The 12,500-nt window shown below is 63.5% G+C and carries 9 protein-coding genes; 5 read left to right on the forward strand and 4 right to left on the reverse strand.

Annotation, left to right across the window (positions count from 1 at the left end):
• Positions 1-147: 147 nt before the first annotated feature.
• Genes XalbCFBP2523_RS12150 through XalbCFBP2523_RS12170 form a run of 5 tightly spaced genes read left to right on the forward strand, consistent with a single transcriptional unit; the run spans position 148 to position 7,267 of the window.
• Complete coding sequence (locus XalbCFBP2523_RS12150; protein WP_045765354.1) at positions 148-1,374, forward strand: ATP-grasp domain-containing protein; 1,227 nt, start codon at positions 148-150, stop codon at positions 1,372-1,374.
• The gene (locus XalbCFBP2523_RS12155) at positions 1,371-3,164 is read left to right on the forward strand and encodes an IucA/IucC family protein (RefSeq protein ID WP_045765353.1); all 1,794 of its coding nucleotides are present in this window, start codon (positions 1,371-1,373) and stop codon (positions 3,162-3,164) included. The genes XalbCFBP2523_RS12150 and XalbCFBP2523_RS12155 overlap by 4 nt, the downstream gene beginning before the upstream one ends.
• The gene (locus tag XalbCFBP2523_RS12160) at positions 3,161-4,327 is read left to right on the forward strand and encodes an MFS transporter (protein WP_045765352.1); all 1,167 of its coding nucleotides are present in this window, start codon (positions 3,161-3,163) and stop codon (positions 4,325-4,327) included. Before XalbCFBP2523_RS12155 ends, XalbCFBP2523_RS12160 begins: the two co-directional genes overlap by 4 nt.
• The gene (locus tag XalbCFBP2523_RS12165; protein ID WP_045765351.1) at positions 4,305-6,059 is read left to right on the forward strand and encodes an IucA/IucC family protein; all 1,755 of its coding nucleotides are present in this window, start codon (positions 4,305-4,307) and stop codon (positions 6,057-6,059) included. Before XalbCFBP2523_RS12160 ends, XalbCFBP2523_RS12165 begins: the two co-directional genes overlap by 23 nt.
• Complete coding sequence (locus tag XalbCFBP2523_RS12170) at positions 6,056-7,267, forward strand: type III PLP-dependent enzyme (RefSeq protein WP_045765350.1); 1,212 nt, start codon at positions 6,056-6,058, stop codon at positions 7,265-7,267. Before XalbCFBP2523_RS12165 ends, XalbCFBP2523_RS12170 begins: the two co-directional genes overlap by 4 nt.
• Positions 7,268-7,416: 149 nt before the next feature.
• On the opposite strand, the gene XalbCFBP2523_RS12175 is transcribed toward XalbCFBP2523_RS12170, so the two are convergent.
• From XalbCFBP2523_RS12175 to XalbCFBP2523_RS12180, 4 genes are all read right to left on the reverse strand, one after another.
• Positions 7,417-8,508 carry a sterol desaturase family protein gene (locus XalbCFBP2523_RS12175; protein WP_045765349.1) on the reverse strand — a complete coding sequence of 364 codons (1,092 nt, stop codon included), beginning with the start codon at positions 8,506-8,508 and terminating at the stop codon, positions 7,417-7,419.
• Between the two features lie 271 nt (positions 8,509-8,779).
• A complete protein-coding gene (locus tag XalbCFBP2523_RS16845; protein WP_146084080.1) occupies positions 8,780-9,139 on the reverse strand; it encodes a hypothetical protein in 360 nt (119 codons plus the stop codon).
• The gene (locus tag XalbCFBP2523_RS16585; protein ID WP_155394542.1) at positions 9,114-9,278 is read right to left on the reverse strand and encodes a hypothetical protein; all 165 of its coding nucleotides are present in this window, start codon (positions 9,276-9,278) and stop codon (positions 9,114-9,116) included. Before XalbCFBP2523_RS16585 ends, XalbCFBP2523_RS16845 begins: the two co-directional genes overlap by 26 nt.
• Positions 9,279-9,580: 302 nt before the next feature.
• Positions 9,581-12,379, reverse strand: coding sequence for a TonB-dependent receptor (locus XalbCFBP2523_RS12180; protein WP_045765348.1), 2,799 nt, complete (start codon positions 12,377-12,379; stop codon positions 9,581-9,583).
• Positions 12,380-12,500: the final 121 nt, after the last annotated feature.

Here is a 12,500-nt window from a genome sequence, read left to right on the forward strand (position 1 = left end):
CACCGCGTCCTCTCCCGACCCAGCACACGCCCGATGCGTGCGCCAGGCAACCTCGCAACCCGCCGCAGCCGCGGCGCGCCTGCCGTGTCCGCCCGCTCGCGGCCACGCCAATGGCGTGCGCACGCCTGCGTTCGACGAGCAACCCGCATGACATCACACGCCTCTCCCTTACTGATCCTCAGCCACATCTGCCATCCCGCGGTGACCGATGGCTTCCTCCCCGCCGCACAACGCCTGGGCGTGCCGGTCTTGCTGCTGACCGACCACCGCCACGCTCACCTGGAGCACTTCCGCCATCACCCACCGGCCGCGCCAGTGCAAGTGATGGAATGCGACGTATTCAATCCGCTCAGCGTGCTCGACCTGCTCGACACCATGCCATTGCAACCACGCGCGGTATTCAGCAACAGCGATCACCTGCAAACCAGCACCGCGCTGGTCGCCACCGCACTTGGCGTCCCCGGCAAGGACTGGCGAATCTGCTACGCGGCCAAGAACAAGGCCGCGATGCGACAGCGCCTGCGCGCGCACGGATTACCGACACCTTGGTTCTTCTGTCTGCCACCGGGCGCGGCGCCACCGACGCAAGCACCATGGCCGCTGATCGCCAAGCCGCGCGAAGGCGTGGCCAGCCTGGACGTACGCCATTGCGCCGATGCCGCTGCGCTGCAAGCATATCTGGACGAGCTCTGGCAACGTCAACCACAGCGCAGCGTCTTGCTGGAAAGCATGCTGGACGGCCCGTTATTCACCCTGGAAACGCTCGGTGACGGACAGCAATTGCAAGCGCTCGGCGGCTTCGATGTGCGCCTGTCGTCACCGCCGTACTTCGTCGAATGCGAGGCGCACTGGCGCGGCGCGGTCGATAGCCCGGTCGTGCAGCAAGCGTTGGTGCAATTGCAGACCTTCGGCGTCGGCTTCGGCGCCTGCCACAGCGAATTCATCCTCACCGCCGACGGCCCGATCCTGGTGGAGATCAACTATCGCAGTATCGGCGACGGGCGCGAATTCCTGCTAGATCGCATGTTCGGCGGACACTGGTTCAATAGCGTGCTCGGCCTGCACCTGGGACAACCGCTGCCGACGCTGCGCGCGCACCGCGAACATGCGCTGGTGCGCTACTACGTCGCACAACGCGAGGGCATTCTGACCCTGGCTAGTGCCGACCAATCCTGCAGCGACACGCGATGGGAAGCGCACTATCGCTGTCTGCGACAACCAGGCCAGGACATCCGCCTGAGCCATTCCAACAAGGACTATCTGGGCGCGCTGCACGTGCTCGCCGATGCCGCGACCGACCTGCAGCATGCACTCGCCAGCGCCGAGGCACCGCTGCAATGGCACATCGATGCCACCGCTGGAGCACGGCAATGAATCACGACGCCGACCGTTACTACATCGCCGTGCGGGTCATCGACGCCTGCCTGCGCGAGGATCTGCACGGCATCACCAGCCACGGCCGCAGCGCATCGCCTCCACCCGCGGTCCTCGCCGCATGGCCGCAGCCGATCGCCGACGCCATCTGGTGGCGCATCGCGCACCTACCCGACGGCGAGCTATGGCTCCCGCTGCGACGCCAGGGCTATCTGCAGGAACTCAGCGCGGGATGCGACGGCTGGATCCTGCACACGGCGCAACGCAGCGTGTTCGAATCCGGCACGACCCAATGGCTGGCGCGGATGAGCGCGGGATGCGACGCGCAAACGCAGACGCTGCATCGTGCCTATGCCGAGGAGGCGGATTGCGCGGTACGTCAGCGTCGCCTGGCGCGACAAGCCTATCTGCAACAGCAGCCGCTGCTGGCCGCCGCGCTGGATGCCAGCGACGCGCACGAACGCGCCTACCGCTGCGAACAACTGGCCAGCCACCGCGACCATCCCTTCTATCCGACCGCGCGTGCCAAAGTCGGCCTGGACGATGCCGACCTGCCACGTTACGCGCCGGAGTTCGGTCCCAGTTTCATGCTGCGCTGGCTGGTGCTGCCGTCCGCGCAGGTGGTGCAGACCACGCCGCCGCCGGCGTTCTGGCCACAGCCGAGCCTGCTCGGGTTGGATCCAGCACTGAATGCCAGTCATGTCGCCTGGCCACTGCATCCACTGCTCTACGCACGCCTGGGCGAAACGGATTTCACCTTGCCTGCAAGCGCAATCGTCGCGCCACACCCCTGGCTGCAGGTGCGTCCATCGCTATCGCTGCGCACGGTGATCCCGCTGGAGTTTCCGGACCACCATCTGAAGCTGCCGGTGCCGATGCGCACCCTCGGCGCACTCAACCTGCGGCTGATCAAACCATCCACGCTATACGACGGACACTGGTTCGAATGCGTGCTGCGCGACATCGCCGCGCACGATGCGGCGCTGGCTCCACGCTACCTGCACGTGGACGAAGCGCACGCAGGGCATGTCGGCGATGCACGCCATCTGGCCTATCTGCTGCGCCGCTATCCAACACTGCCGGAAGCGACACTGGTTCCAGTGGCCGCACTGTGCGCGCCGATGCCGGATGGGCGCCCGCTGGCGATGCACCTGGCCGAACGCTTCCATGGCGGCGACCTGACAACGTGGTGGGACAGTTATACGGCGCTGATATGTCAGGTCCATCTGCGGCTGTGGCTGCGTTACGGCATCGCGCTGGAAGCCAATCAACAGAACAGCGTGCTGATCTACGCCCCCGGGCATTCGCCGCGCTTGCTGTTCAAGGACAACGACGCGGCGCGGGTGATGCTATCGCGGCTGCATGCGCAACGCCCAACGTTGGCCGCGCTGGGGGCACCACGCGATGCGCGGATCGCGGTGGACGACGACAACGCGCTGGCACGGATGTTCTGCACCATCATCCTGCAACTGAACCTGCAAGCCGTGCTGGAAGGATTAGCCGAATGGCGGTCGGCGCTGCGCGCGCCACTGTACACCCGCTTGCGTGCATGCCTGTACGACACCCTGCGTGCACTACGCGCCGACGGCATCGACACCGCGCCGGCACAAGCGCTGCTGGCCGCGCCACGACTGCCGGTCAAGTATCTGCTCAGCGCCGGCAGCCTGCTCGGCAAGCAGCTCACAGGCGCCACCGATATCAACAAGTTCTACGGCGATAGCGCACCCAATCTGCTATGCGACGCGCTGGATGTACCCGCGCCGACGACAGCGACGGAGACCACACCGTGAAACGCATCCTCGGTCCCGTGCTGGCCGCACACTATCTGGCTGCTTTCACCGCACTGGGCATGCCGCTGTTCCTGCCGCAAGTGCTGCGGCAACTGGCACCCGGCGCGGCGATCGGCTGGAGTGGGGTGCTGTACGTGCTGCCCACCCTGTGTACCGCACTCACCGCCAGCACCTGGGGTTGGCTGGCCGATCGCTATGGACGCAAACGCTCACTGCTACGCGCGCAACTGGGGCTGGCGCTGGGCTTCGCCATGGCGGGCTTTGCCCCGAACCTGGGCTGGCTGATCGCCGGTTTGATCGTACAAGGCACCTGCGGCGGCTCGCTGGCGGCGACCAATGCCTATCTGACGACCCAAGCCCAGCACGGACCACTGGCGCGCGCGCTGGACTGGACCCAGTTCTCAGCGCGTCTGGCGATGGTCACCGCCCCCGGCCTGCTCGGTCTGGCCACCGCACTGGGACCGGCACAATCGCTGTACCGCGATCTAGCGTTGCTGCCGCTGCTGGCGTTCGCGCTGAGTTGGGGTCTGCCAGCCGATCCTGCGCGACCACGCAATGCGCCGACCACCATCGCGCGCGCAACCCACGCGGACACGCCATACCAGCACTGGACGCTGTGGACCACGCAATGCCTGTTCTGTTTCGCGATGGTGGTGACGTTTCCGTACTTCCTGCCGTATGCGCAGACGCACGGCATCGGCAACAGCGCCGTCGCCGGCCTGCTGTACAGCCTGCCGCACCTGGTCTATCTGGTACTGCTGCCATGCTGGCGTAGACGCGACCGCAATGCCTCGCCGTTGCCGACCGGCTTGGGGTTATTCGCACTGGCCTGCCTACTGCACACCGCATCACGCACGCCCGGCTGGCTGATCGTGGCGCGGCTGCTGTTTGGCCTGGGCATGTGGATGGCCCTGCGCGGCCTCAATCGCAGCCTCGCGGAGATCGCTGGCGGACACAACGCCGGACGCGTGTTCGGACGCTTCGATGCGGCCGGCAAGTTCGCCGGCGTCGCCGGTGGCGTGCTGGCCGGCGCCCTGGTGCAAGGCCATGGCTTGGCATTGCCATTCCTCGCCGCTGGCATCGCCGCGCTGTTGGCGCTGCTACCAGCCCTGTTGCTCACGTCCGTTCGGAGAAACCTCCATGTCCCTGTCAACGATACATGACCCGTGGTACGACACCCTGGCGCAAGCGCATGCGATGACCTGCTGGCTCAATTGCTATTTGCGCGAAGTCGCGCTCGGACGCGGCATGGCCGATCTGGATTACCGCGGCTTGGACCGTCCTGGCAGCGGTAGCACTGACGAACGTTGGCTGCGCCTGCAACTTCCCTCAGGCGCCGCATTGTGCCTGCGCCTGGCGCATGCAGACGGACTAGGTCGCTGCCGCTTCGCCTCGGCACCGTATCTGAAGGCCGATGGCCGCCCCTGGCACTGCCTCGATGCCGCCGCGCTGGTGCGTGTGCTGCTGCAAGAACTGAGCGAAGGCCAGGCGCCCAACCTGACGCTGCTCGCACAGAGCGACAACAGCATCGCCATCACCACGCAATTGCTGCGTAACGCAGAGATCGCCGCGCCCAGTGGCGATGCCCTGATCGATGCCGAGCAATCGATGCTGTGGGGCCATGCGTTTCATCCCACACCCAAGAGCCGCGAAGGTGTGCCGCTCGCGCAAGTGCTGGCCTGTTCGCCGGAAGCGCGCAGCCAGTTTCCTCTGTTCTGGTTCCGCATTGATCCGCGCCTATACCGAGCACAGGGCCTGGACGTGCGCGCCACCCTGGCACAGGCCAGCGGCAGCGTCGATCTGTACCCCTGCCACCCATGGGAGGCCGAGCGCGTGCTGGCGCATCCCCTCCTGCGCCAGGCACAAGCGCGCGGCTGGATCGAGCCGCTTGGCGAACGCGGCCTGAGGTTGCGTCCGACATCATCGGTGCGCACGCTCTACCACGCCGAGCTGGACTACTTCCTCAAGCTGTCAGTACATGTGCGCCTGACCAACTGCGTGCGCAAGAATGCGTGGTACGAGTTGGAAAGCGCGGTGGCGCTGACCCACCTGCTGGCGCCGACCTGGCGCGCGCTGGCGCAACGCGTACCAGGATTCCAAGTGCTGCTGGAACCAGCCGCCACCGATCTGGATTTTTCTGCGCTCGACACCGATGTGCAGGCCTGCCGCGAACTCGGCGAAAGTTTCGGCGTGCTCTACCGACAGGCGATTGCCGCCACGCAACGGCAACGCTTGCATCCGCAAGTGGCAGGCGCGCTGTTCACGTGCGACACGCGCGGCCAGCCGGCCTGCGCTGCATTGCTGCGGGCGCTGGCGCAGCGCCACGGCGATAGCCTGGAGACGGCCACCGCCGCCTGGTTCCGAAGCTACGCACAGCTGCTGCTGGACGGTGTATGGAGCGCATGGTTCACCTACGGCATCGTGCTGGAACCGCATTTGCAGAACACCGTGATCGGCAGCGTCGATGGTCTACCGACACAGCTCTGGATACGCGACTTGGAAGGCACCAAACTGCTGCCCTCGCGCTGGCCGGCCGAGCGCCTGCACGGCCTGTCCGAAGCCGCGCGGCAATCGCTGTACTACAACGCCGAACGCGGCTGGAACCGCATCGCCTACTGCGCGCTGGTCAATAATCTGGCAGAAGCGATCTTCCATCTCGCCGACGGCCACGAGCGTCGCGAACGGCGGCTCTGGCGAATCGTTGGCGACATCGCCCAGCGCTGGCAACAACGCCACGGCACACAGCCGGCGTTGCAAGCCTTGCTGGACGGCGCGCCATTGCCGGCCAAAAACAACCTGCGCACCCGTCTGCTGCAACGCGCCGACCGCCATGCCGACTACAGCGCCTTGCCCAATCCGATCGGTACGCCGACGCGACGGCAGGTGGCCGCATGAGCCTGCACATCGACCCGACACCGCTGCCGGCTGCGCTGAGGCAGCTACGCGCGCAGGCCGATGGCCCTGTATGCGCCTATGTCTACGACCTGGCCGCACTGCATGCGCACGCATCGACATTACGCACGCAACTGCCGGCAGGTTGCGAACTGTTCTATGCCGCCAAGGCCAATGCCGAACCGCCACTGCTGCGCACCTTGGCCCCCTGGGTAGACGGCTTCGAGGCTGCCTCCGGCGGGGAACTGCAATGGCTGCATCACCACCAACCAGGACGGACGCTGCTGTTCGGCGGCCCCGGCAAGCTCGACGCCGAACTGCAACTGGCCACCATCCTGCCCCACTGCAGCGTGCATGTGGAAAGCCTGAGCGAATTGCAGCGACTGGCGCACATCGCTGCGTCAGCATCGCGTCTGGTCTCGGTGTTCCTGCGCCTGAATATTGCGGTACCTGACATGCCGGACACGCGCCTGGTCATGGGCGGACGGCCGTCGCCATTCGGCTTGGACCTGCTCGACCTGGATGCAGCACTGCGCCTGCTGCGCGACAGCCCGGCGTTGCGCCTGGACGGATTCCACTTCCACCTGATGTCGCACCAGCGCGATGCACAGGTACACCTGCGCCTGATCGCCCACTACTTGCAAACCGTGCAAGGCTGGCGCCAAACCTACGCGCTGGGACCGTTGACAGTGAACGCCGGCGGCGGCTTCGGCGTGGACTATGCCGCGCCAGAAGCCTCGTTCGACTGGGCCGCGTTCTGCGCCGGACTCCCTCCACTACTGCGCGCGCACGGCACCGATCTGCGCCTGCGCCTGGAGCCGGGCCGTTACGTCAGCGCCGCCTGCGGCTGGTACCTGATGGAAGTACTGGACATCAAGCGCAGCCATGGCGCGTATTTCGCCATCGGCCGCGGCGGCACCCATCACTTCCGCACGCCCGCTGCGCAAGGCCACGATCACCCGTTCCGGGTGCTGCGCGGTACGCAGGCGCCGATGCTATGCGATGCCAAGGTGACATTGGTCGGGCAATTGTGTACACCCAAGGACGTACTGGCCCGCGCCCAGCCAGTCGCCGCGCTGGCACCGGGAGACTGCCTGGCGTTTTCGCTGGCCGGCGCCTACGCGTGGAATATCTCCCATCAGCAGTTCCTGATGCACCCACCACCACACATGCTGTTCCTGGACAGCACCGCGCAGACGCCGACGAACTGAAGGTCAGCGCGATGCACGATCCTCACGTACCGCCGCACGTCCGCCGGCCTGCGGATCGAGCCAGCGCCGATCAAGCAGCAGCGACCGTCATATGAGGATGGCACGCACAGAGGCGCGTGTGCGTTGAAGCCAACTGGGGTGCCGCCGTATTACGCCGCCGTGTCGGTGATCGGCGCCGAATGCGGGTCGGCATGCAACGGCATGCCCGCATGGTCCACCGGGATCGGGACGTAATCCTCACCGAACGCCACCTCGCCGGGCACCCAGCCTACGCGGCGGCGCACAGCGCCCCAGAATCGCTTCAACCCTTCCAGTTGCAGCGCCACCAATCCCAGCTCGTTGTCGCGATCGACCATCGGGTCGCCAACACCTGTGGGCCGCACCGGCTCGCCATACAGCGACGTGCCGAACAACACATCCCAGAACGCGAACACCTGGCCGAAGTTACAGTTGTGCAGATTCGGCCGCTGCGGATCCACGCGCATATGGTGCAAACGGTGAAACGGTGGATCGACCAGAATCTTGTTCAGCACCGGGCCGAAGCCGAAGCGCACATTGGCATGCGACAAGTTCTGCACCAGTTCCCCGAGCAGCATCATCCAGGCGAATTCGTCAGCCTCGATGCCGAACACGATACCTACTGCGGCCAGCACGAACGACTGCAGCATCCCGTCCAGATAATTGCTGCGATCGTTGCTCCAGCAACTGAGCTGACGTTGGCTGTGGTGCATGCTGTGCATCGCCCACCACCATGGGATCCAGTGCTGAACCCGATGCATCCAGTAATAAGTGAAGTCGTAGGCCAGGTAGTACAGCGCAAACAGGGCCAGCGGATGCCGGTCCAGCCACGGCCAGGCGTAGCGCAGACCCCATTGCGGCGCGGACGCGGCACTCGCATCGGCCCCGCCCAGCGCATTGAACAATGGGGTCAGGATCAGGAACGAGAACAACGGAAACACCCCGACCAACATCACCCAGGTGTAGTGGAAGTCGATGCGCGCCAAGCGCCGGTGTTCCCAACGCTCGGCCGGCCACAGGCTCTCCAGCGGGCGGAACAACACGCCGATGATGCTCAGTTGCAAGAGGGCAATCAGCAGCGACGCGGCGATGTCGCGCGGATTATCGCTCAGGCCGGTGAGGTGTAGCGCGGCCAGCAACGGCGCTACCCCACGGTCGGCAAACAAATCGACCGATGTGGACCAGACATGCGCAACGGACTCAACGATGGCGAAAGAAAACATTCAGACAACACCATAGCCGGACTGCGGCTTAAACGCCTTCCAGCATGTAGGTGCGATCTTTCGCAAAGCTTTCCGTCTCGAACCGTAGCGCACCGCCCCGCCATCGGCGTGCGGCGGCGCTTTTACACAACGCAACCCCGTGCCGAACGCAACGACGATCAGCGACGGCCGCGACAAAATGGCTGTCTTGTGCATGCGCGGCCATGGCAGGCAGCAAACTCACCAACAGCACGCTGCAACACAGAGCGCGGCAGCGCCCGCATCACCGCGTTTATGATTTGGCTTTTCGAAACTCCACAAAGAGATGAATAATTAAACCTACCAATATAGACAAAGCAGCGAATGCAATTATCAACCCAAGAACAAGATGCACAACACCACCACGATTAATAGTAATTCCAGAAATGATAAAAAACATTGCAGGAATGGCCAACATATAGAAAAATACTCGCAGATCCCTGGGTATATTCACAATATTAACTCGCGATTTATTTAAATAATAAAGCAAAAGCGGAATGATACCCGCCTTTGCTTTAGTTTTACTTATTGATGCATCAACTCGTATAAGCCGCAGCCAATCAATCCAACGCCGGCAACTGCAGCCACTACGCCGCCCCAATAATAATGCCACCAGCGAGACCCGATTCTACAAGCAAACCACCTACCGCCGTTGCAACACCACCGCCAGCCATGCCAATTCCGCCCAAAATATCCGGGATACCATCCCCCCCAGAGACAGCATTTACTTCTGCCACTGTCAATACTTGCATCTCGATTTCCTTGTCCTTAGATGGTCCATGAGTCATTTTGACCGCACTGGAATCGGCAACTGCTAATTTTCATATCAGCAGCATTTTTTTGGAAAACCCGACCAACTCTTCCCTTCTAACACAGCACAAAAAATATGTAGGCAAATTGATTATATGCGCAAGTGCTGACGTAGCGGGCCGGCGTCGCTCATCACACCACCAGCATCACCACACCGACGGCATCGCGCCGTCTCGCACAGCCCATACCGATATGGCCGCGCATACCCCGCTACGGAGCCACAAACGCGCACGCATGATGTCGGTCAGTACGTGACCCGGATCGAGGCCCCGAAGCGGCGGTCGTTGAGCTGGTACTGCAATGGTGCCGCTGGCGTGCCGATGTAGGTCTGATTCATGCGGTTGGTCAGATTCACCGCGTCGAACGACAGCGCCACATGCTTGTTCACATCGAAACTGAGCGAGGCATCCAGCGAGGCATACGGTTTCTGGAACTGCGGAATGCCGTTGGCGCCGCTGCCATAGGTGGTATCCAGATACGCGCCCCGCCAACTCCAGGCCAGGCGTGCGGTCAGGCGGCCTTTTTCGTAGAGTGCCACCGCGTTGTAGCTATGCTTGGACAATTTCTCCAGCGGTACCCGGGTCGGGAAATTGGAGCCAGGCGTCGCGAAGGGATTGGAAACGCTACTGTCCACGTAGGTGTAATTGAACTGGAAACCCAAACCACTCAGCCAACCGGGCAGGAAATCGTAGAACTGTTGGTAACCGAACTCGGCGCCACGGATGGTGCCATCGCCGGTGTTGAGGGTGGTGCCGATGTCGTAATCCAGGCCATTGTAGTTGCGCACCACCGTGCCGCTGGCCAGGAAGCCATCCACCCGCTTGTAAAACACGCCCGCGGTGAGCGAGCCGGTGGGCGCGAAATACCATTCCAGCGTCGCATCGTAGTTATCCGAGTGAATCGGATTGAGCAACGGGTTGCCGGAAGAACCGCTAGGCCGGCCGGTCACCGGATTCACCTGACCGGGCGCGCCTAGCGACACATTGGTCGACATCTGATCGAAATTGGGCCGTGCAATCGCCTGCGAATACGCCAAGCGCGCTTGCAGCGTGTCGCTCAGATGCACGCGCAGGTTGAGGCTGGGCAGGACATCGTGATAACTGCGGCGCACCGAGAGCGGTGCAATCGTGCCATCGTCCATGAACAGCGCGCCATCCGAACCCGTCGTGGTCTTGACCAGGCGTACGCCGGCATTGCCGTCCATACGCAGGCCGGCGATCTCGGCCTCGTAGTCGGCGTTGACATAGCCGGCCCAGGTCTTTTCGGTCTGGTGGTTGAGGTTATCTGGCCGGAACACGGTCTGCGGCGCGAAGCCGAACAGCGCCTCGGTCCGCGCCGTACGATCGAACAAACCGTTGCCGTTGGCGAATTCCGGGTAGAGAACGCCGCCGGCCAGGGTGTTGCCGTCGAAGAAGTGCGGCGACGGGCCGCGCCGTACCAACTCCGGATGCTGCGCGACGTTCGGATAAACCAGATTCGCCGCACAATCGCGATCGGCGCCGCTGACGCCCAGGCAGGCCGCATTCCAGGTGCCGCGCAGATCGATGCTGGTATCGGCGTAGCGCACCCCACCGGTGAGTTTGGTGAAAAAGCCACCCTCGGTGAAATATTCCAGATCCGATTGCAGGGCCAGCTGATCGGCGTCATTACGCTGCAGCGCATCGGCAATGTAGCTGAAACCGTAATTGCGTGGATCGCTGAGCAGAGCGGGATTGCGCACGTTGAAGCGTGGCCTGGGGCCGTTGAGATCGAAATCGACGATCGATTGATGCGGGCCGGTGGTGCCGTCCTCATCGCCACGGTCGTACAGGGAGACGACGAAGCCATTGCGGTCGGCATCGTAGAATGTATCCAGATACTGCGCATCGAACGTCATCGCCAGCTTGTCGCTGGCATTCCAGCGCAGGTTGAGGCTGTAGTTGGTGTTTGCCGATGTCAGGTCCTGATCGAAGCGCGCCGACTCGAAGACCTGATTCTCCAGCGCGCCAGAGGTGGCGTAGCCTTGGTTGTTGAAGGTAAATGCGGCGCCGGGCAAGGGCGAGGTCGCGTTACGTCGGTTACTCGCATAAAAATACTTGCCTTGGCGGAAAAAATCGTACTGCGTGCGCAGGAATTGTCCGGTGACCAGCACGCTGTCGGAAGGCTTCCACTGCAACGTCGCCGCCGTCCCCAGGCGTTTGCGATCACCGCCGTCGTCGTAAATCTGGAACCCGTAGGGAATCTGTGCAGTGTCCGGTGCGCCCGCGATGGCACCTGGCTGCACCGGGCCGAACGGACCGGACAAAATGGCGTCCTGGCGGTAGCTGGATCGCCCCGCACCGACATTGAACAGCACCCCGACTTCGCCGAGGTCGGTCTGGAAGCGGTCGCTGTACAGACCGGAAGCCGATCCCCCGGTCTTGTCCGCGCGATCGTAATAATTTCCCTTGAGCGTCGCGCTCAGCACGCGACCCGGGGCATCGAACGGAAGCCGCGTGCGCAGATTCACCACGCCTCCCACACCGCCCTCGATGATGTTGGCAGGCGGGCTTTTGTAAACGTCGATGCCGGACAGCAATTCCGGCGGAATGGCTTCCAGATCCAGCGTGCGCCCACCACTGGCGGAAAACGTATCGCGGCCGTCTAGAAAGTTACGCACCTGGGTCAGGCCGCGCACGGTGACAGCCGGCTGCGTGCGATGATCGAAGTCGGTCGCACCTTCACCATAACGGCGCTGGATCTGCACACCGGTGATGCGCTGCAAGGCTTCCACCGTGTTCGCATCCGGTAGCTTGCCGATGTCCTGGGCCTGTACCGAATCGACGATCTGAGTGGCGTCCTGCTTGATCGCCTGCGCCGAGCGCAGACTTTCGCGCACGCCGGTCACGACCAGACCATCCAGCGTTTTGACATCCGCCGTCGACGTGGTCGCCGCATCCTGCGCAGGACGCTCGGTCGGCGGCGGCGGCGCGGCCTGTGCCCACGCCAACACCGGGGTCAACATGGCCAGACCCAGGGCGCTGGCAAGCGGATGCATGCGGCTCCACAGTGGACGATTCGGCATTCGCACGCTCTCCGAAACTAGCGGAATTGGTCTTCGAATCGATGCTGACACTGCAAGCGCAGAACGGCACACGAGAAAACAGCCACGCATCGGCCTCCATGGCATCGGCAACGCTCATAGC

Origin of the sequence: Xanthomonas albilineans, assembly GCF_002939705.1 — a bacterium.
GTDB lineage: Bacteria > Pseudomonadota > Gammaproteobacteria > Xanthomonadales > Xanthomonadaceae > Xanthomonas_A > Xanthomonas_A albilineans.

Coding starts and splice junctions, on each gene's coding strand:
- XalbCFBP2523_RS12150 (WP_045765354.1), top strand. CDS start 148: ATGACATCACACGCCTCTCCCTTACTGATCCTCAGCCACATCTGCCAT.
- XalbCFBP2523_RS12155 (WP_045765353.1), top strand. CDS start 1,371: ATGAATCACGACGCCGACCGTTACTACATCGCCGTGCGGGTCATCGAC.
- XalbCFBP2523_RS12165 (WP_045765351.1), top strand. CDS start 4,305: ATGTCCCTGTCAACGATACATGACCCGTGGTACGACACCCTGGCGCAA.
- XalbCFBP2523_RS12170 (WP_045765350.1), top strand. CDS start 6,056: ATGAGCCTGCACATCGACCCGACACCGCTGCCGGCTGCGCTGAGGCAG.
- XalbCFBP2523_RS12175 (WP_045765349.1), bottom strand. CDS start 8,508: ATGTTTTCTTTCGCCATCGTTGAGTCCGTTGCGCATGTCTGGTCCACA.
- XalbCFBP2523_RS16585 (WP_155394542.1), bottom strand. CDS start 9,278: ATGCAAGTATTGACAGTGGCAGAAGTAAATGCTGTCTCTGGGGGGGAT.
- XalbCFBP2523_RS12180 (WP_045765348.1), bottom strand. CDS start 12,379: ATGCCGAATCGTCCACTGTGGAGCCGCATGCATCCGCTTGCCAGCGCC.